The sequence below is a fragment of the Pseudomonas yamanorum genome, assembly GCF_900105735.1.
Taxonomy (GTDB): domain Bacteria; phylum Pseudomonadota; class Gammaproteobacteria; order Pseudomonadales; family Pseudomonadaceae; genus Aquipseudomonas; species Aquipseudomonas yamanorum.
On the sequence record NZ_LT629793.1, the window covers coordinates 3,958,074 to 3,979,580 of the forward strand.

Below are 21,507 nucleotides of genomic sequence, written 5' to 3' on the forward strand. Positions count from 1 at the left end.
CGATTTCCCGCCCCGACCCTCTGTCACTCGTGCTTGTGGTGACAGACTTTTCCCACGTCGTTTCGCTCCCTTCCCACAAGTGCTACCGATCTGCTCACACACCCTGAGCCTGCGTCCTCTGACGTCTTTTTCGGGTCATATCCCCCACTCCATGCGCGGGCTTATATAGACACGTCATGAGGTCGTTTTCAGGAGTTATTGAATACGCATTCAACTTTAGGCATGGCATTTGCTCTATCAATACAAAGCCTCTCGCCATAGGAGTTTCCTTAAGGTGGTGAGCGCAATAACAAGAGCCTCGCCTGAGGCCATCACCCGCTTTGTGTGAGGAGATACCGCGATGACGTCGTTCAACTCAGGGGCTCAACCCCAGAACCGTGCGCCTCAATCCATCGGCTTTTTGCTGCTGGACAATTTCACGCTGATTTCCCTGGCCTCCGCAGTCGAACCCCTGCGCATGGCCAACCAACTCTCCGGCCGCGAGCTGTATCGCTGGACGACGTTGAGTGTGGACGGAAACCAGGTGTGGGCCAGCGACGGTCTGCAAATCACCCCCGATGCCTCCATGCACAAAGCCCCGGCCCTGGACACTGTGATCGTCTGCGGCGGCGTGGGTATCCAGCGCACCGTGACCCGTGAACACGTGTCGTGGCTGCAAAGCCAGGCGCGCCAGTCCCGTCGCCTTGGCGCCGTGTGCACCGGCAGCTGGGCCCTGGCCTGCGCCGGCCTGCTGGACGGTTTTGATTGCAGCGTGCACTGGGAATGCCTGGCGTCGATGCAGGAAGCTTTCCCTCGCGTGGCCATGAGCACACGCCTGTTCACCCTCGACCGCAACCGCTTCACCAGCTCCGGCGGCACCGCGCCGCTGGACATGATGCTGCACCTGATCAGCCGCGACCACGGCCGTGAATTGTCGGCGGCGATCTCCGAGATGTTTGTGTACGAGCGCATCCGCAACGAACAGGATCACCAGCGTGTGCCGCTCAAGCACATGCTCGGCACCAACCAGCCGAAACTGCAGGAAATCGTCGCGCTGATGGAAGCCAACCTGGAAGAGCCGATCGACCTCGACGAACTGGCGGTGTACGTCGCGGTTTCCCGGCGTCAGCTGGAGCGGCTGTTCCAGAAATACCTGCACTGTTCGCCGTCGCGCTACTACCTCAAGTTGCGCCTGATCCGTGCTCGGCAGTTGCTCAAGCAAACGCCGATGTCGATCATCGAAGTGGCGTCGGTGTGCGGGTTTGTCTCCACGCCGCACTTCTCCAAGTGCTACCGCGAATACTTCGGCATTCCGCCGCGGGATGAGCGCGTGGGTTCCAATACCACGCAGCAGGTGGCGATGATGCCGATTCCGCAGGCGCTGGTGTTGTCACCGTTGTCCGGGCCGTTGTCGGCGTTGAGCCAGGCCAGGAATGAGTCGACTTTCGCCAGCGTAAGGCTCTAGACCGCGTCGCCTGCATCGCAGGCAAGCCAGCTCTCACACTTGACCGCGTTTTTTCAGTAGGAACGCGGTCGAATGTGGGAGCGGGCTTGCTCGCGAATGCGGTATATCAGGCGCCAGAGTTCTGCCGAAACTGCACCAACGCCGGCAACAACTGCTTGTCGATCGCCTGCCTCACCGCCGGCAAGATCGTCGCGCTGCCGGTGTACATCTGCTCAACCATGTTCTTCAGCGCCTTGGCCCGCGCTTCACTCAAGCCGCGCACCGCACATTCACAAGCCTGCTCGGCGGTAGCGCCGCTGGACACTTCGAAACCCAACGACCGCAGCTGGCCCAGCAGGTCATCCTGGTCAATCAAATCCGCGTGCATCATGACGTTTATCCTTGTTAGGGGAGCGGGGGACTGAGGTCGATTCTGGTAGGCCATCACCGAGTCGGCAAGGCCTGAATTCGCGAATGTCCGGCACACCTATGAACAGGTCGTTTTCGGCTAACTCGCAAGGCAGGGGAGTGTGCACACTGGCACCAAGCAAGCAGCTTGAAGGTTTGGTCACCCTCGGGATGCGCAGCTCAAACAAAGCACTCTGCCCCGATCCTGTCACGGCTGGATCGGGGCTTTTTTTGGCTGGGATTTGTGGGGGCGCAACTGGCCTCATCGCAGGCAAGCCAGCTCCCACATTTGAAGGTATTCACAAATCAAAATGTGGGAGCTGGCTTGCCTGCGATAGCGGTCTACCTCTGCAACACCAATATCCTGGACAGCAGTTCATCGCGGTCGATGTAGCAGCCCTGGAAATGCCGGGCGCCGGACGCCGGGTCGAAGGCATTGCGCGCATGCAGGGTCCGGCGATTATCAAAGCACCACAGCTCGCCCGGATTCAGCCGTTTGACCAGCCGAAAACGCTCCTCCCGGGTCATCGCAATAAACCGCCGATAGGCGCGATACAGCAAGGGCATCTGCTCTGCCGGTGCCTCAAATGGCCCGCGCAGAAAGTTGGCCATGCGAATCTCGGCGACCTCCCCCAACGCATCCAGCGCAATGATTGGCGCCAGCCGGCGATAGTCGCTGTGACGGTCCTTGTTGCGAAACTCCACCGGGATCTCGCACAGCGCGCGAAAGGCTTCGGGGTCTTCATCGCGCAACGCCCGGGCGATGGCGAAACCATCAACGAAAATACTCTCGCCACCGTCGGCGTCGTTCACCAGGCAATGCAAAAACTGCAGCCCGGGTTGCAGCTCCCGCGTCGGCAAATCACTGTGCAGCGGCAGGTTGAAAGCGGTGTAGGCGTTGCTGTCGGCATCGGCCTTGGATTGCACGTTGAACAACACACCGAAGTTGCTCTCGCGGATGAACGAAATGCGCTTGGCGATCAGTGCCAGGGAGCCGGGTTCTGTGGGCACGCCACGCACTTGCGTAAGGCCGCTGTCACGCAGGGCCAGCAGCCAGTGCAGCAGGGCTTTCGGGTCTTCCATCAGTGCTGCGTAGTCGAATACGGGCAGCTCGAAACTACGGTCCCACAGTCTGGATTTCGGCTTGGCCGCCCGGCGTTCAGCGCGGGACTCATCGTCGTAGGCGTGCGCCCGCAGCCAGCCGGGATCGTACTGGCTGTGATGCCCGCCACTCCATTCAACCGTCAGCAAACCCTGGTCGATACGCGCGCTGACAGCCGTGAGGTGTTCGTCCACATCGACGATTTCCAGCACCTGCTCACGGGTCACGCTGTACACACAGGACGGGCACGGGCAGTTGTCCCGCAGCCACTGGTGATGGAACGGGCTGACCCGCCCATCGGCCCATTGCACGCTGAGGTGGTCGTTGTGCACCTGCACCTCGGCCAGGTCGCTGATCAGTGGGTAAGTACGGAAGTCGGCAACAGCAGCGGCGGTTTGCATGGCGATTCCTTATTTTTGGGGTGGCAGTCCAATCACGCGGCCGAGCAAGGCGGGTTTCGGCAGGTCGGTCTGTTCGGCGCGGATACTTGCAAGCTTGCCCAGCACTGCCTCGCTGAACGGCGCTGAGTGCGGGCCGGCGAGGTCGACGTGGAGCAACATTTGCTCGTTGCCGGCCAGCTCCTTTTCGTCGCCCACCAGATGCAGGCTGTGATAGAGGTGCAAGCGTTTGCGGTCGTGGGCGATGAGTTGGGTGTGCACTTCGACGGCGGCGCCCAGCTTTACTTCGTGCAGGTAGTTGAGGTGCAACTCCAGGGTGAACAGCGAGTTGCCGCTGGCTTCGCGGTTTTCGCTGTCCAGGCCCAGGATGTCCATCAGCGCATCGGTGGCGTAGCTGAAGATCAGCAGGTAGAACGCATCGCGCAGGTGGCCGTTGTAGTCGACCCACTCGGGGAGGATTTTGGTGGTGTAGGTGGTCAATGCGGCCATGGTTCGGTTCCCGGTAGGTACTCGGTCAAAATGTGGGAGCTGGCTTGCCTGCGATGGCGGCGGTGAATCCAACATCGCTATCGCAGGCAAGCCAGCGCCCACAGAGAATCAACAGCGATTATTCGGCGAAGGTCATACCGTGTTTTTCCTTGGTCGTCTTCACTGCTTCCAGCACCGCCAGCAGGCAATCATCACGATAGCGCTCCAGGGCCGAAATGCTGTGTTTGCCCAACTGATCGCTGGTTCCATCCACCACGTCGTCAATCAACTTGTCGGTCAGTTCCGGGGCCGGCAAATAGGTCCACGGCAACTGCAACGCCGGGCCGAACTGCGCCATGAAGTGGCGCATCCCGGCATCACCGCCGGCCAGGGTATAGGTCAGGAACGTCCCCATGAATGACCAGCGCAAACCGGCGCCAAAGCGAATCGCATCGTCAATCTCGCCGGTGGTTGCCACGCCATCGTTGACCAAGTGCAACGCCTCACGCCACAAGGCTTCCAGCAGACGGTCAGCGATAAAACCGGGCACTTCCTTACGCACATGCAAAGGGCGCATGCCGAGGGATTCGTACACGTTGATCGCTGCCTGAATCGCTTCCGGCGCGGTGTTCTTTCCGCCAACCACTTCAACCAATGGCAACAGGTAAACCGGGTTGAATGGATGGCCTACTACGCAGCGTTCCGGGTGCGTGGAACCTTCATAAAACTCGCTCGGCAACAGCCCCGAAGTACTCGAGCCAATCAAGGCATTCGGCTTGGCCGCCGCGCTGATCTTGCTGTGCAATTCCAGCTTCAATTCCAGGCGTTCCGGGGCGCTTTCCTGGATGAAGTCGGCGTCTTTCACGCACTCTTCAATCGTGGCCACAAAGCGCAAGCGGTCTTGCGAGGCGCCGGGTGCCAGGCCTTGTTTCTCGAGTGCGCCCCAGGCATTCGCGACACGTTTGCGCAGGGCCGCTTCGGCACCAGGCGCCGGGTCCCAGGCCACCACATCCAGGCCATGGGCCAGGGCGCGGGATACCCAGCCGCTGCCGATAACGCCGCTGCCCAGCGCGGCGAAGGTTTTGATTCCAGTGATAAAGCTCATGGCAAATTCCTAAAGAGTTCGGTGATTCTGTGTGAGAGCCAAGATCAAAATGTGGGAGCGGGCTTGCTCGCGAAAGCGGTGTGTCAGTTGATGCATTCGGTGGCTGATCCACCGCTTTCGCGAGCAAGCCCGCTCCCACATTTGATTCGGTTCCTGCAGGGCGTCGTGTGGTGAGCCTTAGCCGCGCTTGGTCAGGCCCATCTTCACGCGGCCTTCAGCCGGGGTCATGACCCGCGCACCCAAGCGGCTGAGGATTTCGCTGGCGCGTTCCACCAACTGGCCGTTGGTCGCCAGCACGCCCTTGTCCAGCCACAGGTTGTCTTCCAGGCCGACCCGCACGTTGCCGCCCAGCAGTACCGCTTGGGCCGCCATCGGCATCTGCATGCGGCCAATCCCGAAGCCGGCCCACACCGCGTCTGCCGGCAGGTTGTCGACCATGGCTTTCATGGTGGTGGTGTCGGCCGGTGCGCCCCACGGGATGCCCAGGCACAGCTGGAACAGCGGGTTGTCGAGCAAGCCTTCCTTGATCATCTGCTTGGCGAACCACAGGTGACCGGTGTCGAAAATTTCCAGCTCGGCTTTAACGCCCAGCTCCTGGATTCGTTTCGCGCCCGCTCGCAGCTGCGCCGGGGTGGAGACGTAAATGGTGTCGCCATCGCCGAAATTCAGGGTGCCGCAATCGAGGGTGCAGATTTCCGGCAGTAGCTCTTCCACGTGGGCCAGGCGGGTCAGCGGGCCCACCAGGTCGGTGTTGGGGCCGAACTCCATGGGGTTTTCTCCGCCACCGATTTCCAGGTCACCACCCATGCCGGCGGTGAGGTTGACGATGATGTCGACGTCCGCCTCGCGGATGCGCTCCATCACTTCGCGGTACAGCGCCACGTCGCGGCTGAACTTGCCGGTCTCGGGGTCACGTACGTGGCAATGCACCACGGTGGCACCGGCCTTGGCTGCTTCCACCGCCGCGGCAGCGATTTGTTTCGGAGTGACCGGCACGTGAGGGCTTCTGGCGGTCGTGTCGCCAGCACCGGTGAGTGCGCAGGTGATGATGACGTCATGGTTCATGGGGCAGGTTCCTTGCAGGCGTGATTTTCAGGCGTAGTCATACCGTTCGCAGTCAGGAGCGGCTGCGAAACGGTGATTCAAAACGGGTTATTTTCTGGTCAATTGCAGGTTGGCCGCGGCGGGTTTGCCGTCGAAGGTGGTCACGCCTTCCAGCCAGCGCTGCTGGTCTTGCGGGTGGTCCTTGAGCCATTGCTTGGCCGATTCGAAAGCGTCCTTGTGATCCAGCAGCGGCTGCATCATCCGGCTCTCGTCGGCGGCGGTGAAGGTCAGGTTGCTGAGCAACTTGTGCACGTTGGGGCATTGCTCGGCGTAGGTCGGCGACGTGACAGACCACACGGTGGCCATGCCTTCGTTCGGGCCCAGCGCGTCATCACTGCCGGTGAGGTAAGTCATCGCCACGTTGACGTTCATCGGGTGCGGCGCCCAGCCGAAGAACACCACGTCCTCCTTGCGACGCACGGCGCGGTCGACGGCGGCGAGCATGCCGGCCTCGCTGGATTCCACCAGTTGGAACTTGCCGAGGCCAAACTGATTCTTGGCAATCATCGCCTTGATCTGGGTGTTGGCGCCCGAGCCTGGTTCAATGCCGTAGATCTTGCCGCCCAGTTCTTTTTCAAACTTGGCGATGTCGGCGAAGGTCTTCAGGCCTTTGTCGGCCAGGTAAGTCGGCACCGCCAACGTAGCGCGGGCGTCTTCCAGCGACGGTTTGTCGAGCACCTTGACCTGCTTGGCCTCGACAAACGGGGTGATGGTCTGAGTCATCAGCGGGTTCCAGTAGCCCAGGAACATGTCCAGGCGCTGGTCGCGAATCCCGGCAAAGATGATTTGCTGGGACGCGCTGGTCTGTTTGGTCTTGTAGCCGAGGCCGTCGAGCAACACTTGGGTCATGGCGCTGGTGGCGATTACGTCGGTCCAGTTCACCACGCCCATGCGCACGTTCTGGCAAGAAGCCGCATCGGCTGCCATGACGTTGGTGCTCAAAATGGCGCTGGCGCTGAGTGCGAGCACGCAGCGGCTGATCAGTCGGTTCATGGTGGTTCCCTCGGCAGGTTGTTATTGTGGGTTCCGGCGTCTTTGTGCACCGTGCAGCCAAGTTACGCAGCTTGGTCCCCGACAAAACGCACGGCGGCGACCAGCTCTTGCACTGCAGCGACCTGCCCCCTTGAATGACCGAATGAACTGGCGTATCACAGTGACCACGCTGTCCGTCCTACGAGAGCGCTCCATGTCCCAGGATTTCTACTTTCTGCTGATGCCGGGCTTCTCTGCCATCGGCTTTATCTCCGCGATCGAACCTTTGCGTGTCGCCAATCGTTTTCGTGGCGAGCTGTACCGCTGGCACGTCTTGAGTGCCGACGGCGGCGCGGTGCTGGCGAGCAATGGCATGTCGGTCAACGCCGACGCCGCACTGGAGCCGCTGAAAAAAGGCGCTACCTTATTGGTGGTGGCCGGCTTCGAACCGCTGAAGTTCGCCACGCCAGCGCTGGAGCACTGGCTGCGCCGCCTCGATCACGACGGCGTGACCCTCGGCGCCATCGACACCGGTGCTTGCGTCCTCGCTGAAGCCGGCCTGCTCGACGGCCACCGCCTGACCCTGCACTGGGAAGCCATCGACGCCTTCAAGGAGTCTTATCCACAGCTGGCAGTGACCCAGGAGCTGTTCGAGATCGACCGCCGGCGCATCACCTCGGCGGGCGGCACCGCCTCCATCGACCTGATGCTCGACCTGATCAGCCAGGCCCACGGGCCCGAATTGGCGATCCAGGTGTCCGAACAGTTCGTGCTCGGCCGCATCCGCCCGCGCAAAGACCACCAACGCATGCAGATCGCCACGCGCTACGGCATCAACAACAAGAAGTTGGTGCAGGTGATTGGGGAGATGGAACAGCACACGGAACCGCCGCTGAGCACCTTGGCGTTGGCGGAAGCGATCAAGGTCACGCGGCGGCAGTTGGAGCGACTGTTTCGGCTGCACCTGAACGACACGCCGAGTAATTTCTACCTGGGCTTGCGCCTGGAGAAGGCCCGGCAGCTATTGCGCCAGAGCGACCTGAGTGTGCTGGAGGTGAGTATTGCGTGCGGGTTTGAGTCGCCGTCGTATTTCACCCGCAGTTACCGGGCTAGGTTTGCCAAGTGCCCAAGGGAGGATCGGCGACGGGAAGCGGTATGAGCACCGCTCTCGAGAACAACACAGATCAAATGTGGGAGCTGGCTTGCCTGCGATAGCGGTCTTTCAGTGCCAGATGTACTGGCTGATACACTGCTATCGCAGGCAAGCCGGCTCCCACATTAGATATGTGGTGTGGCTTATTTCTTCATCAATGCCGAACACGCGGCTTTGAAGGCCTCATGCTGATACTTGTTCAGCGTCGCCGGCAGGGCGAAGTCGTGTTTCTTGTTCTGCGCATTGATGGTCTGCGGCGACAGTAGCGTCACCTCAACACCCTCCAGCAGCTGAAACACGCCTTCTATCTTGAACGTGGTCGGGCCACCGGCGAATTCGCCTTTCTTGCTGCGCTTCTTGATGGCGATGCGAGTGATGGCGTTTTCCCGCACAAACGCACTCACCTGGGCGGCGAACGCTTTGACATTGGCCGCCTCATCGTCGTCTTCAAGGGCGATTTTCTTGGTGGCCAGGGCTACATGGCTCAATGCCTGACCGTCCAGCGAGGCGACAGCGATAATGGCTTCACTGCCTTTGATTTCGATGCCGCAGATTGTCATGAGTAGCCTTGATTCTGAGTAAAGAGTGGAGGGGATTGTCGCTTATTCCTGCCCAATCGACTCCAAAAACTCCGACCGTTCATCACTCATCCGCGCCAGGCAATCATTCTGCTGGATCGCATAATCCTTGCTTCCCGCCACCGCCGGGAAGGTATCCACGGCGCAATCCGCGTCGCGTAACTTTTCCCACTTCTGCTGGGCATCCTTCAGACGAGCGGTAATGTCTGCCAGCTGCGTCTTGTTGCTGCCATAGGTCGAACCCATGCGTTCCAGCAGCCCCTGGTAGTTATCCTTGAGCAGTTGCTCGGCGGTGGTTTTGTTGTAGGTGGCGCATTCCAGGGTTTGCTTGTCGTTCTCGATGCCATCGCAAGGCGTGTTATCGGTGTCTTCAGCGGCGTGTACGCCGGTTGCGATGAGTGCCAAAGCCAGGAAAATCGATTTCATTGCGCCGTCTCATATCAGTTAATGGGCAAATTCTGGCTCAAGCGTAAGACAAAGAACAGACACCCGTCAGAGATGTCATGTTGGCCTTTGTCGCGGATTGACGCTTTCGGCAATTCCCTTGTCGTTTTTGCACCCGGCTCCTTCTGCCCCGGGGCATATGCTGGCCCCAAAGCGCCGGCAGACGATTCGGCGCATGAATCGCCAATAAGGGGACGCCTGATGAGCCCAGCCGAATTGCACGCCGACAGCATCGTTATCGACGGGCTGATCATTGCCAAGTGGAACCGCGACCTGTTCGAAGACATGCGCAAGGGTGGCCTCACGGCTGCCAACTGCACGGTGTCGGTCTGGGAAGGGTTCCAGGCCACCATTAACAACATCGTGGCCAGCCAGACCCTGATTCGCGAAAACAGTGACCTGGTGATCCCGGTGAAAACCACCGCCGATATCCGTCGCGCCAAGGAACAGGGCAAGACCGGCATCATCTTCGGCTTCCAGAACGCCCATGCATTTGAAGACCAACTCGGCTATGTCGAGATCTTCAAGCAGCTCGGGGTTGGCGTGGTGCAGATGTGCTACAACACCCAGAACCTGGTGGGCACCGGCTGCTATGAGCGTGACGGCGGCCTGTCGGGCTTCGGTCGCGAGGTCGTCGCCGAGATGAACCGCGTGGGCATCATGTGCGACCTGTCCCACGTGGGTTCCAAGACATCCGAAGAAGTCATCCTCGAATCGAAAAAGCCGGTGTGCTACTCCCACTGCCTGCCGTCGGGCCTTAAAGAGCACCCGCGCAACAAGTCCGATGAAGAGCTGAAGTTCATCGCCGACCACGGCGGCTTTGTCGGCGTGACCATGTTCGCGCCGTTCCTCGCGAAGGGCATCGACTCGACCATCGACGACTACGCCGAAGCCATCGAATACACCATGAACATCGTGGGCGAAGACGCCATCGGCATCGGCACCGACTTCACCCAGGGCCATGGCCAGGATTTCTTCGAAATGCTGACCCACGACAAGGGCTACGCCCGCCGCCTGACCAGCTTCGGCAAGATCATCAACCCGCTGGGCATCCGCACCGTGGGCGAGTTCCCCAACCTCACCGAGACCCTGCTCAAGCGCGGCCATCCCGAGCGCGTGGTGCGCAAGATCATGGGCGAAAACTGGGTCAACGTCTTGAAGGACGTTTGGGGCGAATAAGCCACCACTCACGCATCTTTTCCCCCAACCTTATGCGTCGGGGGGCTTACCAAAGAATTTTCCGGAGTTAAGTTTCCATGGCCAAGATCGCCCCTCAATTGCCTATCGAAGTCGACAGCGAAACCGGTGTCTGGACGTCCGACGCCCTGCCGATGCTGTACGTGCCTCGCCATTTCTTCGTCAACAACCACATGGGGATCGAAGAAGTCCTGGGCGCCGACGCCTACGCCGAGATCCTCTACAAGGCCGGCTACAAATCCGCCTGGCACTGGTGTGAAAAAGAAGCTGAATGCCACGGCCTGGAAGGCGTCGCGGTGTTCGAGCACTACATGAAGCGCCTGTCGCAGCGCGGTTGGGGCCTGTTCAAGATCCAGGACATCGACCTCGATAAAGGCACGGCCAGCGTCAAGCTCGAGCACTCGGCATTCGTCTACGTGTACGGCAAGGTCGGGCGCAAGGTCGACTACATGTTCACCGGCTGGTTTGCCGGTGCGATGGACCAGATTCTCGAAGCCCGCGGCAGCAAGATCCGCACCGTTGCGCAACAGGTCTACGGCGGCTCCGAAGAGGGCCACGACGACGGCCTGTTCACCGTCAAGCCGTTGTAAGTCGAGGACCCAGCCATGGCTTTCGAAGCAATGTTTGCGCCGATCCAGATCGGCAAACTGACCATCCGCAACCGCGTGCTCAGTACCGCCCACGCCGAGGTGTATGCCACCGACGGTGGGATGACCACCGACCGCTATGTGAAGTACTACGAAGAGAAAGCCAAGGGCGGCATTGGCCTGGCGATCTGTGGCGGTTCCTCGGTGGTCGCCATCGACAGCCCCCAGGAATGGTGGAGTTCGGTGAACCTGTCCACCGACCGCATCATCCCGCACTTCCAGAACCTGGCCGACGCCATGCACAAGCATGGCGCCAAGATCATGATCCAGATTACCCACATGGGCCGTCGCTCGCGTTGGGATGGCTTTAACTGGCCGACCCTGATGTCGCCGTCCGGCGTGCGTGAGCCGGTGCACCGTGCCACCTGCAAGACCATCGAGCCGGAAGAGATCTGGCGTGTGATCGGCAACTACGCCAGCGCCGCCAAGCGTGCCAAGGCGGGTGGCCTGGACGGTGTGGAACTGTCCGCCGTGCACCAGCACATGATCGACCAGTTCTGGAGCCCACGGGTCAACAAACGTACCGACGAGTGGGGTGGCACCTTCGAAGGCCGCATGAAGTTCGGCCTGGAAGTGTTGAAAGCGGTGCGCGCCGAAGTCGGTGACGACTTCTGCGTGGGCATGCGCCTGTGCGGCGATGAGTTCCATCCGGACGGCCTGTCCCACGAGGACATGAAGCAGATCGCCAAGTACTACGACGACACCGGCATGCTCGATTTCATCGGCGTCGTCGGCTCGGGCTGCGACACCCACAACACCCTGGCCAACGTTATCCCCAACATGAGTTATCCACCGGAGCCGTTCCTGCACTTGGCGGCCGGTATCAAGGAAGTGGTCAAGGTCCCGGTGCTGCACGCGCAGAACATCAAGGACCCGAACCAGGCCACGCGCATCCTCGAAGGCGGCTATGTGGACATGGTCGGCATGACCCGCGCCCACATCGCCGACCCGCACCTGATCGCCAAGATCAAGATGGGCCAGATCGACCAGATCAAACAGTGCGTGGGCGCCAACTATTGCATCGACCGTCAGTACCAAGGGCTGGACGTGCTGTGCATCCAGAACGCCGCCACTTCCCGCGAATACATGGGCGTGCCGCACATCATCGAAAAATCCACCGGGCCGAAACGCAAAGTCGTGGTGGTAGGTGCCGGCCCTGCCGGGATGGAAGCTGCGCGGGTTGCTGCTGAGCGCGGCCACGACGTGACGCTGTTCGAGAAGAAAGAATTTATCGGCGGGCAAATCACGACCGCTTCCAAGGCGCCGCAGCGCGACCAGATTGCCGGGATCACCCGCTGGTTCCAGCTGGAACTGGCACGCCTGAACGTTGACCTGCGCCTGGGCGTGGCGGCAGACGCGGCCACCATCCTGGACCTGCGTCCGGACGTGGTGGTGCTGGCGGTGGGCGGTCATCCGTTCCTGGAACAGAACGAACACTGGGGCGCGGCCGAAGGCCTGGTGGTCAGCAGCTGGGACGTGCTTGACGGCAAGGTCGCGCCGGGCAAGAACGTGCTGGTGTACGACACCATCTGCGAGTTCACCGGCATGTCGGTGGCGGACTTCCTGGCGGACAAGGGGTGCCAGGTGGAGATCGTCACCGACGACATCAAGCCGGGCGTGGCCATCGGCGGTACGTCTTTCCCGACGTACTACCGCAGCATGTACCCGAAGGAAGTGATCATGACCGGCGACATGATGCTGGAAAAGGTCTATCGCGAAGGCGACAAGCTGGTGGCGGTGCTGGAGAACGAATATACCGGGGCCAAAGAGGAACGGGTGGTCGATCAGGTGGTGGTCGAGAACGGCGTGCGTCCGGATGAAGAGATCTACTACGGGCTCAAGGAAGGTTCGCGTAACAAGGGCCAGATAGACGTCGAAGCCTTGTTCGCGATCAAGCCGCAGCCGTGCCTGAGCGAGCCGGGCGAGGGGTACTTGCTGTTCCGCATCGGTGACTGCGTGGCCCAGCGTAATACCCACGCTGCCATCTATGACGCCCTGCGCCTGTGCAAGGATTTCTGACGAGGTGTACTCGGTCAAATGTGGGAGCGGGCTTGCTCGCGAAAGCGGTGTGTCAGCCACTGGATGCATCGGCTGACACGCTGCCTTCGCGAGCAAGCCCGCTCCCACATTTCGGGCCAGTTTCACAGTAGACCTGTGTGGTCTTTGGGAGCTTCACCATGCTGAACACCCTTCTTCCCATCCTGCTCTTCGCCGCCCTGGGCCTTGCCGTCCTCGGCGCCCTGCGCCGGGTGAACATGTGGCGCCGTGGCCGCTCCTCCAACGTCGACCTGATCGGCGGCCTGCTGGCCATGCCCAAGCGCTACATGGTCGACCTGCACCACGTCGTCGCCCGCGACAAATACATCGCCAACACCCACGTCGCCACCGCCCTGGGCTTTGTGCTCTCGGCGTTGCTGGCGATCCTGGTGCACGGTTTCGGCCTGCATAACCGCATCCTCGGCTACGCCTTGCTGCTGGCCTCGGTGCTGATGTTTGTCGGCGCCACGTTCGTCTACCTGCGTCGTCGCAATCCACCTGCGCGCCTGTCGAAAGGCCCGTGGATGCGCCTGCCGAAAAGCCTGATGGCGTTCTCGGTGAGCTTCTTCCTGGTGACCTTGCCGGTGGCCGGGATTCTGCCGGCGGACTTCGGCGGCTGGCTGCTCGCCGCGCTGCTGAGCCTGGGCGTGTTGTGGGGCGTGTCCGAGATGTTCTTCGGCATGACCTGGGGCGGCCCGATGAAACACGCCTTCGCCGGTGCCCTGCACCTGGCCTGGCACCGCCGCGCCGAGCGTTTCGGCGGTGGCCGTTCCACCGGTTTGAAGCCTCTGGACCTCACCGATAAAACCGCGCCCCTGGGTGTGGAAAAACCGGTGGATTTCACCTGGAACCAACTGCTCGGCTTCGACGCCTGCGTGCAGTGCGGCAAGTGCGAAGCGGCGTGCCCGGCGTTCGCCGCCGGCCAGCCGCTGAACCCGAAAAAACTCATCCAGGACATGGTGGTCGGCCTGGCCGGTGGCACCGACGCCAAGTTCGCCGGCAGTCCTTATCCTGGCAAAGCCATCGGCGAACACAGTGGCAACCCGCACCAGCCAATCGTCAACGGCCTGGTGGATGCGGAAACCCTGTGGTCCTGCACCACCTGCCGCGCTTGCGTGGAGGAGTGCCCGATGATGATCGAGCACGTGGACGCCATCGTCGACATGCGCCGTCACCTCACCCTGGAAAAAGGCGCGACCCCGAACAAGGGCGCCGAAGTCCTGGAAAACCTGATCGCCACCGACAACCCCGGCGGCTTTGCACCCGGCGGGCGGATGAACTGGGCGGCGGATTTGAACCTGCCCTTGCTCAGCGACAAGAAAGCCGTCGACGTACTCTTTTGGGTCGGCGACGGCGCCTTCGACATGCGCAACCAGCGCACCCTGCGTTCGTTCGTCAAAGTCCTGAAAGCGGCCAAGGTCGACTTCGCCGTACTGGGCCTTGAAGAGCGCGACAGCGGTGACGTGGCCCGGCGTCTGGGCGATGAAGCCACCTTCCAGCTGCTGGCCGCGCGCAATATCCAGACCCTGGCCAAGTACAGCTTCAAGCGCATCGTCACCTGCGACCCCCACAGTTTCCACGTGCTGAAAAACGAATACGGCGCCTTCGATGGCAACTACCTCGTGCAGCACCACAGCACCTACATGGCCGAGCTGATCGACGCCGGCGCCCTGAACCTGGGCCAGCACAAAGGCAACAGCGTGACCTATCACGACCCCTGCTACCTGGGCCGCTACAACGGCGAGTACGAAGCTCCGCGCCAAGTGCTGCGGGCGCTGGGGATCGAGGTCAAGGAAATGCAACGTTCCGGTTTCCGTTCCCGCTGCTGCGGCGGCGGTGGCGGGGCGCCGATCACCGACATTCCCGGCAAGCAGCGGATTCCCGACATGCGCATGGAAGACATCCGCGAAACCGGCGCCGAGCTGGTGGCCGTGGGTTGTCCACAGTGCACGGCGATGCTTGAGGGCGTGGTTGAGCCGCGTCCGTTGATCAAGGACATCGCCGAGCTGGTGGCCGACGCTTTGCTCGAAGACGCCGCACCGGTCAAGACCCCGAAACGCGAACCTGCGGAGGTGCATTGATGAGCGACATTATCCGCCGCGACCCACGGGCCGAATGGATCGCCCGTAACCGCCTGCACCCGCTGCACGCGGCGATGCAGCCGGTGCAATACAGCTGGATGGGGCCCAATGGGGTCATCCGCAAGAACGTGCACGGTGTCGGTTTTATCGGCCCCAACGGCATCAAGCGTATTGACCGCAGCGGCGCCCAGCAGGGCGGCGCGGCCAAGCGTACGGCAGCGGTGGAAGTGCAGTTGCCGCTGCATCAGGTACCGGCGCCCGCTTTCTACATCAACGTGGTGCCGGACATGGTCGGCGGCCGCCTGAGCAGCCACGACCGCGACTTGCTGGGTCTGGCCCGGCAGCTGGCCGGCGACGACGGTGCGGTATTGGCCGTGGTGTTCGGCGAACACAAGGAAAACGCCTTCGCCACCGCGGGTGTGGATCGGCTGCTGGTGTTGGATGGGCATGAGTTCGACGGTTATTCACCGGAGCAACGGGTTCACGGCCTGCGGGCTGTGGATAACCAGTTCAACCCGCGCCACTGGTTGCTGCCGGACAGTCGCAGCGGTGGCGGGGAATTGGGCCGGCGCTTTGCCGCAAGCCTCAAGGAGCGCCCGGCCACGCGGGTCTGGCAGATCAAGGGCGAGGAATGTATTGGCCGTGCGGGTGCCGGCCAGCAAGATCTGGCCCGGCCATTGCCACGCATGATCCTGGCCGCGGCGGAATGCGCCGAGCCTGTCAGCGATACCCGTCACGAAGTGTTGCCGGTGGAGTTATCCACAAGCCTGGCCCGCAGCTTGCCGCGCATTGAGGATTTGGGCGCGGTGGCCGTGGACCCGGGGGCAATTCCCATGGCCGAAGCCGAGTTCATCTTCTCGGGCGGCAACGGGGTCAAGGACTGGGCACTGTTCCACAAGACTGCTGCCGCGTTGGGCGCTACAGAAGGCGCCTCGCGGGTGGCGGTGGACGACGGTTTCATGGCCCGGGATCGCCAGGTCGGCGCCAGCGGTACCTGGGTCACCGCGCGGGTTTACGTGGCGGTGGGGATTTCCGGGGCGATCCAGCACCTGCAAGGCATTGGTGCCTGCGACAAGGTGGTGGCCATCAACCTCGACCCGGGTTGCGACATGATCAAGCGTGCCGACTTGTCGGTGATCGGCGAAAGCGCCGCGATTCTGCAAGCCTTGATCCTTGCGGTCGAGGCCTACCGCAACGGCGCCAAGCGCGATGCGGCTTAAGGAAATGGCCATGACGACGAATGTAATCAGCCTGGTGTCCATCGGCGCCCACCCGACTTCAGGCCGCCCGCGTCGCGCCGAGCAAGACGCGCGCGCTGTGGAACTGGGCCTGCAACTGGCTGGGGATAACCTGCAAGTGCTGCACGCCGGCGACATCGGCGAACCCACCCTGCGCGCTTACCTGGGCATGGGCTTGCCGCAGTTGCACGTGCTTGAACAACCGGCCGGGGCGGACGCCTTGCCGGTGCTCGGCGACTATCTGCGGGACGCGGGCGCCCAGGTGGTGCTCACCGGCAGCCAGGCGGAAACCGGCGAAGGCTCGGGAATGTTGCCGTTCCTGCTGGCCGAACAACTGGGTTGGCCGCTGATTGTCGGCCTGGCCCAGGTGGAATCCATCGAAGGCGGCGTGGCCCATGTGCTGCAAGCCTTGCCTCGTGGCCAACGGCGGCGCCTGAAGGTGCGCCTGCCGTTTCTGGCCACGGTGGATAACGCCGCGCCCAAACCACGGCAAAGCGCCTACGGCCCGGCTCAGCGCGGGGTGCTGGAAGCCCACGACGTGCAGGTGCTGGACGATGAGTTATTCACAGGCGCTGTGCTGCAGCCGGCCAAGCCTCGACCCAAGCGCCTCAAGGTGATCAAGGCCAAGAGCGGCGCCGACCGCATGAAGGCCGCCACGGCCAAGGCCAGCGGCGGCGGTGGGCAAGTGCTCAAGGGTGTTAGCCCTGAGGCCGGCGCTGACGCCATTCTTAAATTGCTCATAGAAGAAGGTGTGGTGCGCTAATCCAATGTGGGAGCGGGCTTGCTCGCGAAGGCGGCGTGTCAGTCGGCACATCTATTGACTGACCCACCGTATTCGCGAGCAAGCCCGCTCCCACACTGTTTTGCGGCGATTGTGGCTTTACCCACAATCCCTGTTAACCCACCTGTGGATAACCTGTTCGCGGCTGTCCACACCCCATGCAAATCAAGCCCTCCAGCTCGCTGTACGAAAAACAACCAACCTAACTGACGGTTTTTCCTTGGTTTTTTCTGTGGATAAGGAAAATGCCCAGTACAGAGTTGCCCCCAAAGTCTGTTGGTGCTTCTGTGGATAAGATGTTCGCTATCCGCTGTAGGCCATATAACGCGTGGCTTACAGTGTGTTGGTTGAAATGTAACCAATATCGCCATTCCGGCTGAGTTCTGCTCTCAAAGCCGCGATTTTCCTCGATTTAAGCCGGTTTTCCACAGATGGTCCAAAGTTGCCCCCAAAGTCTGTTGGCGCTTCTGTGGATAAGGTGTTTGCGTTCCTCTGTAGCCCACGCAGGACGTGGCTTTCAGGCTTCAGGTCAAAAAACGATCAATGTGGGATAAAACCGGTACCTTTGAATAAGTCACGGATTTTCTTGGTTTTATTTCGACGGGAGAGCGCAGTTGCCCACAATTGCTGTGGGTGGCTTTGTGGATAAGTTGTTGGGCAATGGCTGGAAGTAAGGCGGGCAGCGGTCTGTCAGGGTGTTGGATGAATTTTGTACAGTCACAAGCCAGTGTGGGAGCCGGGCTTGCCCGCGATGACGGAGTAACAGCCAACAGAGGGGTTGAATGTTAAATCGCTATCGCGGGCAAGCCCGGCTCCCACATTTTGACCGGCGGCGTGTCGGGCGGTTACTCGTGTACGGCGACACCTTTCAGATACGGCGCTGGTGCCGCCCCCAGGTTGCTCAGCATCCGCTCGCTGTACCAGTCCACGAAGTTGACCACACCAAACTCATAAGTCTTGGAGTACGGCCCTGGCTGGTACGCGGTGGAGTTGATGCCGCGCTGGTTCTCTTCGGCCAGGCGACGGTCCTGGTCATTGGTGGCGTCCCACACTTTACGCATGCGCTCGACGTCGTAATCCACACCTTCCACAGCGTCCTTGTGCACGATCCACTTGGTGGTGACCATGGTTTCCTGGGCGCTGATCGGCCACACGGTGAACACGATGATGTGGTCGCCCATGCAGTGGTTCCAAGAGTGAGGCAGGTGCAGGATGCGCATCGAGCCCAGGTCCGGGTTCTTGATGCGGCCCATCAGCTTGTTGCAGCCTTGCTTGCCGTCGAGGGTCATCGACACGGTGCCCTTGAGCAGCGGCATGCGCACGATGCGGTTACGCAGGCCGAAGCTGGCGTGGGCGTAAGGGATCTTCTCGGCATCCCAGGCGGCGGCGGAAGCGGCCACGTGGTCCTTGAAGGCCTGGTCGGCCCGCGGGTCGGTGACGTCGTCCCATTCCAGCAGGGTTTTCAACAGTTCCGGGTGCGACGCGTTGCAGTGGTAGCACTCGCGGTTGTTTTCCAGCACCAGCTTCCAGTTGGCTTTTTCAAACAAGGTGGTCTGGATCGCCACCTTGGTGTTTTCCATGTCGTAGGGTTCCATGTAGTGGCTCAGGGTCGACAGGAAGTCGTCGATGGCCGGTGGATTCTCCGACAGGCTGATAAAGATGTAGCCACCAGCGGTCTTCACGTTCACAGGCTTCAAGCCGTACTGCTTCATGTCGAAATCGGCGCCCATCTCGGTACCGGCGAACAGCAGGCGGCCGTCCAGCTCGTATGTCCACTGGTGGTAATGGCACACCAGCTTGGCGACCTTGCCCTTGTCGCTTGTGCACAAGCGCGAACCGCGATGGCGGCACACGTTATGGAACGCATGCACCACGCCGTCGGCGCCACGGATCACGATGATCGGGTTCTTGCCCACTTGCAGGGTGATGTAGTTGCCTTTGGCGGGAATTTCGCAGGTCATGCCGGCGATCAACCACTCTTTCTGGAAAATTTCCTGCATGTCGATATCGAACAGCCGCTCATCAGAGTAAAACGGCTGCGGCAGCGAAAAGGTGCGCTCGCGCTCTTGCAGCATTTGCGCGGTGGCCTTGCGTGCGGGTTCCAGCGGATCGCCCAAGCTTAAGGTTGCGGTGACGTCCATCGTGTGTGTCCTCATGGCCATTCTGTGTGGCCGGCGAATAGTGGCTGATCTATGTGGCTGGAGTGGAGGGTTTGGGCGGGCAGGTGCGGCGCCTGAAGCTCTGATCCTGCGTTGCCGCTCAGACCTTCATGCATCCGCCCCTGTCCCGCCCAAACCCTTCACTCCAGCCACCGGTGCAGCAAGGCGTAAAGAAAGCGTCTTTGTTGGGAGCGAGTGTGGGCCCCACAAAGGCCAGAACCTTATCCATGAGCGACATGGCCCACTCTGTTCCCGACGCGCAACCCCCGTGGTATGGGGGCTGGTCGCGATAAGTATGTGAATGTCGCAGATAGGTAAATGGGTGATTCGCGCGTTACGCAGAATCGCCACCATAAGGCCGACCATCGGCGGTGGAGAACAGCATGTCCAACAGCTTCCTGAATCCGGTAACTACCCAGACCTGGGCCAATGGTCGGCACATCGTCCGTTGCGTCAAAGTCATCCAGGAAACCTGGGACGTGCGCACCTTCTGCTTTATGGCCGACCAGCCGATCCTGTTCTTTTTCAAGCCCGGGCAGTTCGTCACCTTGGAGCTGGAAATCGACGGCCAGCCGATCATGCGTTCGTACACCATTTCCAGTTCGCCGTCGGTGCCTTACAGCTTTTCGGTGACCATCAAGCGTGTGCCGGGCGGCAAGGTGTCCAACTGGCTGCACGACACGCTGCACGAAGGCCAGGAGCTGGCGGTGCACGGGCCGGTGGGGTTGTTCAATGCCATCGACTTCAGCAACCCGAAAGTCCTGTATCTGAGCGGTGGCGTCGGGATCACGCCGGTCATGTCCATGGCGCGCTGGTACTACGACACCAACGCCAATGTCGACATGACGTTTATCCACAGCGCCCGCTCGCCGAAAGACATCATTTACCACCGCGAGCTGGAGCATATGGCGTCGCGGATTGATAACTTCAGCCTGCACCTGATTTGCGAAAAACACGGCCTGGGTGAGCCCTGGGCCGGTTATCGCGGATACCTGAACCACAAGATGCTCGAACTGATGGTGCCGGACTTCCTGGAGCGGGAAGTCTTCTGCTGCGGGCCGACGCCTTATATGAACGCGGTGAAGCGCCTGCTGGAAGCTGCCGGCTTCGACATGACGCGTTATCACGAGGAATCCTTCGGCGCGACGCCACCGGAAGCCCGGGCCGACGCGGTGGAACAAGCCGAACAAGCAGCGGACGCACCGGAAATCGACCTGGCGGACCTGCACCAGGTGGAATTCATTGCCTCTGGCAAGAGCATCCGCGTGGCACCGGGCGAGACCGTACACGCAGCGGCGGCCAAGCTTGGCCTGCTGATTCCGAAAGCCTGCGGCATGGGGATTTGCGGGACGTGCAAGGTGATGAAACTGGGCGGGGAGGTCGAGATGGACCACAACGGCGGGATCACCGAGGAAGACGAAGCCGAGGGTTACATCCTGTCGTGCTGCAGCGTGCCGAAGGGCGATGTGCGCATCGAGTTCTGACCCCGCCTGATCGTTCCCACGCTCCGCGTGGGAATGCCTCTTTGGACGCTCCGCGTCCCGCTGTGTGACGCGGAGCGTCACTGGCTGCATTCCCACGCAGAGCGTGGGAACGATCAGGCCCAGCGCTGAATCTCAATCAGGCCATCCTGTCCTGCATAGTTGCGAGCGCTGGAATACCGCCAGTGCTCGGCCAAGTCCACATAACCCCGCTTCACAGGGTTGTGGTGAATGTAATCAAGCTTTTGGCGCATCACCGCTTCGCTGTACACCAACTCGGCGTGTGACCCCTCTTGCTATAGCTGATAAACCCGGTCCGTTTTATGCGCCCGTTTGCTGAAACACAAACGCTGCAACACTCGCTCCGCTCCTCGTTTCTGCAGGTCGTCAATGATGGTTCGGGCGGTGAAGGATTTGAACTGGCTGACACATTTACCCAGGTCAGGTGCTTGAGCGACGAAGTGCAGATGGTTTTCGAGAACGACGTAGCCGTAGAGATTGAAATCTTCGTGGGTTTGTTGATATCGCCAGCAACTCAACAGGTGGCCGACAAGGTAGTCGCGGGTAAATAGCGGTATCCATTCCATGACAGTGCATGTCAGGAAGTGTGGTTTTTCAGGTTCGGTAATGGTGTAGCGGCTTCTGCCCATCAATTCGTCCTTGAACCGTGGTGTGGCCTGGACGCGGAGCGTCCGGGGAGGCATTCCCACGCAGAGCGTGGGAACGATCAG

18 protein-coding genes and 1 pseudogene are annotated in these 21,507 nt (G+C 61.1%); 9 read left to right on the forward strand and 10 right to left on the reverse strand.

Going from position 1 to position 21,507, the window contains the following annotated elements; genetic code table 11:
* Window positions 1–340 precede the first annotated feature (340 nt).
* Window positions 341–1,444 (forward strand): choline metabolism transcriptional regulator GbdR, encoded by a 1,104-nt coding sequence (gbdR, locus tag BLU46_RS18600; RefSeq protein ID WP_003216915.1) that lies wholly within the window; start codon window positions 341–343, stop codon window positions 1,442–1,444.
* A 106-nt stretch (window positions 1,445–1,550) separates the two neighbouring features.
* Here gbdR and BLU46_RS18605 read toward each other — a convergent pair whose 3' ends face one another.
* The 6 genes from BLU46_RS18605 to BLU46_RS18630 form a co-directional block, all read right to left on the reverse strand.
* Window positions 1,551–1,814 (reverse strand): hypothetical protein, encoded by a 264-nt coding sequence (locus tag BLU46_RS18605; protein WP_017476443.1) that lies wholly within the window; start codon window positions 1,812–1,814, stop codon window positions 1,551–1,553.
* 359 nt (window positions 1,815–2,173) lie between these two features.
* Entirely contained in the window at window positions 2,174–3,334 is a 1,161-nt protein-coding gene (locus BLU46_RS18610; protein WP_093204219.1) for a gamma-butyrobetaine dioxygenase, read from the reverse strand.
* A gap of 9 nt (window positions 3,335–3,343) precedes the next feature.
* Window positions 3,344–3,820, reverse strand: coding sequence for a thioesterase family protein (locus tag BLU46_RS18615; RefSeq protein ID WP_093204223.1), 477 nt, complete (start codon window positions 3,818–3,820; stop codon window positions 3,344–3,346).
* Window positions 3,821–3,938: 118 nt separating this feature from the next.
* A complete protein-coding gene (locus tag BLU46_RS18620) occupies window positions 3,939–4,904 on the reverse strand; it encodes an L-carnitine dehydrogenase (protein WP_093204228.1) in 966 nt (321 codons plus the stop codon).
* Window positions 4,905–5,081: 177 nt separating this feature from the next.
* Window positions 5,082–5,969 (reverse strand): BKACE family enzyme, encoded by an 888-nt coding sequence (locus BLU46_RS18625; RefSeq protein WP_003216924.1) that lies wholly within the window; start codon window positions 5,967–5,969, stop codon window positions 5,082–5,084.
* A gap of 87 nt (window positions 5,970–6,056) precedes the next feature.
* Window positions 6,057–7,001 carry a choline ABC transporter substrate-binding protein gene (locus tag BLU46_RS18630; RefSeq protein ID WP_093204233.1) on the reverse strand — a complete coding sequence of 315 codons (945 nt, stop codon included), beginning with the start codon at window positions 6,999–7,001 and terminating at the stop codon, window positions 6,057–6,059.
* Between the two features lie 193 nt (window positions 7,002–7,194).
* Here BLU46_RS18630 and BLU46_RS18635 point away from each other — a divergent pair, with 193 nt between their 5' ends.
* Window positions 7,195–8,139 (forward strand): GlxA family transcriptional regulator, encoded by a 945-nt coding sequence (locus BLU46_RS18635; RefSeq protein WP_093210169.1) that lies wholly within the window; start codon window positions 7,195–7,197, stop codon window positions 8,137–8,139.
* A gap of 137 nt (window positions 8,140–8,276) precedes the next feature.
* Here BLU46_RS18635 and BLU46_RS18640 read toward each other — a convergent pair whose 3' ends face one another.
* On the reverse strand, window positions 8,277–8,693 hold the full coding sequence (locus BLU46_RS18640) for a DUF3010 family protein (protein WP_093204237.1): 417 nt from the start codon (window positions 8,691–8,693) through the stop codon (window positions 8,277–8,279).
* Window positions 8,694–8,735: 42 nt separating this feature from the next.
* Window positions 8,736–9,137, reverse strand: a complete 402-nt coding sequence (locus BLU46_RS18645; RefSeq protein WP_063026640.1) for a lysozyme inhibitor LprI family protein — start codon at window positions 9,135–9,137, stop codon at window positions 8,736–8,738.
* Between the two features lie 219 nt (window positions 9,138–9,356).
* Between BLU46_RS18645 and BLU46_RS18650 the strand changes: the two genes are divergently transcribed.
* From BLU46_RS18650 to etfB, 6 genes are all read left to right on the forward strand, one after another.
* Complete coding sequence (locus tag BLU46_RS18650) at window positions 9,357–10,334, forward strand: dipeptidase (protein WP_003216932.1); 978 nt, start codon at window positions 9,357–9,359, stop codon at window positions 10,332–10,334.
* A gap of 77 nt (window positions 10,335–10,411) precedes the next feature.
* Window positions 10,412–10,942: a DUF5943 domain-containing protein gene (locus BLU46_RS18655; protein ID WP_017476435.1), complete on the forward strand. Its 531-nt coding sequence runs from the start codon at window positions 10,412–10,414 to the stop codon at window positions 10,940–10,942.
* A gap of 15 nt (window positions 10,943–10,957) precedes the next feature.
* On the forward strand, window positions 10,958–13,018 hold the full coding sequence (gene dgcA / locus BLU46_RS18660) for a dimethylglycine demethylation protein DgcA (protein ID WP_063026642.1): 2,061 nt from the start codon (window positions 10,958–10,960) through the stop codon (window positions 13,016–13,018).
* A gap of 158 nt (window positions 13,019–13,176) precedes the next feature.
* Window positions 13,177–15,117 (forward strand): dimethylglycine demethylation protein DgcB, encoded by a 1,941-nt coding sequence (gene dgcB, locus BLU46_RS18665; RefSeq protein WP_093204242.1) that lies wholly within the window; start codon window positions 13,177–13,179, stop codon window positions 15,115–15,117.
* A complete protein-coding gene (gene etfA / locus BLU46_RS18670) occupies window positions 15,117–16,337 on the forward strand; it encodes an electron transfer flavoprotein subunit alpha (RefSeq protein ID WP_093204246.1) in 1,221 nt (406 codons plus the stop codon). The genes dgcB and etfA overlap by 1 nt, the downstream gene beginning before the upstream one ends.
* Window positions 16,338–16,347: 10 nt before the next feature.
* Window positions 16,348–17,118, forward strand: a complete 771-nt coding sequence (gene etfB / locus BLU46_RS18675) for an electron transfer flavoprotein subunit beta (RefSeq protein WP_093204251.1) — start codon at window positions 16,348–16,350, stop codon at window positions 17,116–17,118.
* Window positions 17,119–17,981: 863 nt separating this feature from the next.
* Here the strand turns inward: etfB and gbcA are convergent.
* The gene (gbcA, locus tag BLU46_RS18680) at window positions 17,982–19,277 is read right to left on the reverse strand and encodes a glycine-betaine demethylase subunit GbcA (RefSeq protein ID WP_003216945.1); all 1,296 of its coding nucleotides are present in this window, start codon (window positions 19,275–19,277) and stop codon (window positions 17,982–17,984) included.
* Window positions 19,278–19,678: 401 nt separating this feature from the next.
* Between gbcA and gbcB the strand changes: the two genes are divergently transcribed.
* Window positions 19,679–20,779, forward strand: a complete 1,101-nt coding sequence (gene gbcB, locus BLU46_RS18690) for a glycine-betaine demethylase subunit GbcB (protein WP_048722255.1) — start codon at window positions 19,679–19,681, stop codon at window positions 20,777–20,779.
* A gap of 113 nt (window positions 20,780–20,892) precedes the next feature.
* Here the strand turns inward: gbcB and BLU46_RS18695 are convergent.
* Window positions 20,893–21,426: pseudogene (locus BLU46_RS18695) on the reverse strand (REP-associated tyrosine transposase).
* Window positions 21,427–21,507: the final 81 nt, after the last annotated feature.

Excerpts from the sequence above, each read along its gene's own strand:
- gbdR (WP_003216915.1), top strand. The coding sequence starts at position 341 with ATGACGTCGTTCAACTCAGGGGCTCAACCCCAGAACCGTGCGCCTCAA.
- BLU46_RS18605 (WP_017476443.1), bottom strand. The coding sequence starts at position 1,814 with ATGATGCACGCGGATTTGATTGACCAGGATGACCTGCTGGGCCAGCTG.
- BLU46_RS18610 (WP_093204219.1), bottom strand. The coding sequence starts at position 3,334 with ATGCAAACCGCCGCTGCTGTTGCCGACTTCCGTACTTACCCACTGATC.
- BLU46_RS18615 (WP_093204223.1), bottom strand. The coding sequence starts at position 3,820 with ATGGCCGCATTGACCACCTACACCACCAAAATCCTCCCCGAGTGGGTC.
- BLU46_RS18620 (WP_093204228.1), bottom strand. The coding sequence starts at position 4,904 with ATGAGCTTTATCACTGGAATCAAAACCTTCGCCGCGCTGGGCAGCGGC.
- BLU46_RS18625 (WP_003216924.1), bottom strand. The coding sequence starts at position 5,969 with ATGAACCATGACGTCATCATCACCTGCGCACTCACCGGTGCTGGCGAC.
- BLU46_RS18630 (WP_093204233.1), bottom strand. The coding sequence starts at position 7,001 with ATGAACCGACTGATCAGCCGCTGCGTGCTCGCACTCAGCGCCAGCGCC.
- BLU46_RS18635 (WP_093210169.1), top strand. The coding sequence starts at position 7,195 with ATGTCCCAGGATTTCTACTTTCTGCTGATGCCGGGCTTCTCTGCCATC.
- BLU46_RS18640 (WP_093204237.1), bottom strand. The coding sequence starts at position 8,693 with ATGACAATCTGCGGCATCGAAATCAAAGGCAGTGAAGCCATTATCGCT.
- BLU46_RS18645 (WP_063026640.1), bottom strand. The coding sequence starts at position 9,137 with ATGAAATCGATTTTCCTGGCTTTGGCACTCATCGCAACCGGCGTACAC.
- BLU46_RS18650 (WP_003216932.1), top strand. The coding sequence starts at position 9,357 with ATGAGCCCAGCCGAATTGCACGCCGACAGCATCGTTATCGACGGGCTG.
- BLU46_RS18655 (WP_017476435.1), top strand. The coding sequence starts at position 10,412 with ATGGCCAAGATCGCCCCTCAATTGCCTATCGAAGTCGACAGCGAAACC.
- dgcA (WP_063026642.1), top strand. The coding sequence starts at position 10,958 with ATGGCTTTCGAAGCAATGTTTGCGCCGATCCAGATCGGCAAACTGACC.
- dgcB (WP_093204242.1), top strand. The coding sequence starts at position 13,177 with ATGCTGAACACCCTTCTTCCCATCCTGCTCTTCGCCGCCCTGGGCCTT.
- etfA (WP_093204246.1), top strand. The coding sequence starts at position 15,117 with ATGAGCGACATTATCCGCCGCGACCCACGGGCCGAATGGATCGCCCGT.
- etfB (WP_093204251.1), top strand. The coding sequence starts at position 16,348 with ATGACGACGAATGTAATCAGCCTGGTGTCCATCGGCGCCCACCCGACT.
- gbcA (WP_003216945.1), bottom strand. The coding sequence starts at position 19,277 with ATGGACGTCACCGCAACCTTAAGCTTGGGCGATCCGCTGGAACCCGCA.
- gbcB (WP_048722255.1), top strand. The coding sequence starts at position 19,679 with ATGTCCAACAGCTTCCTGAATCCGGTAACTACCCAGACCTGGGCCAAT.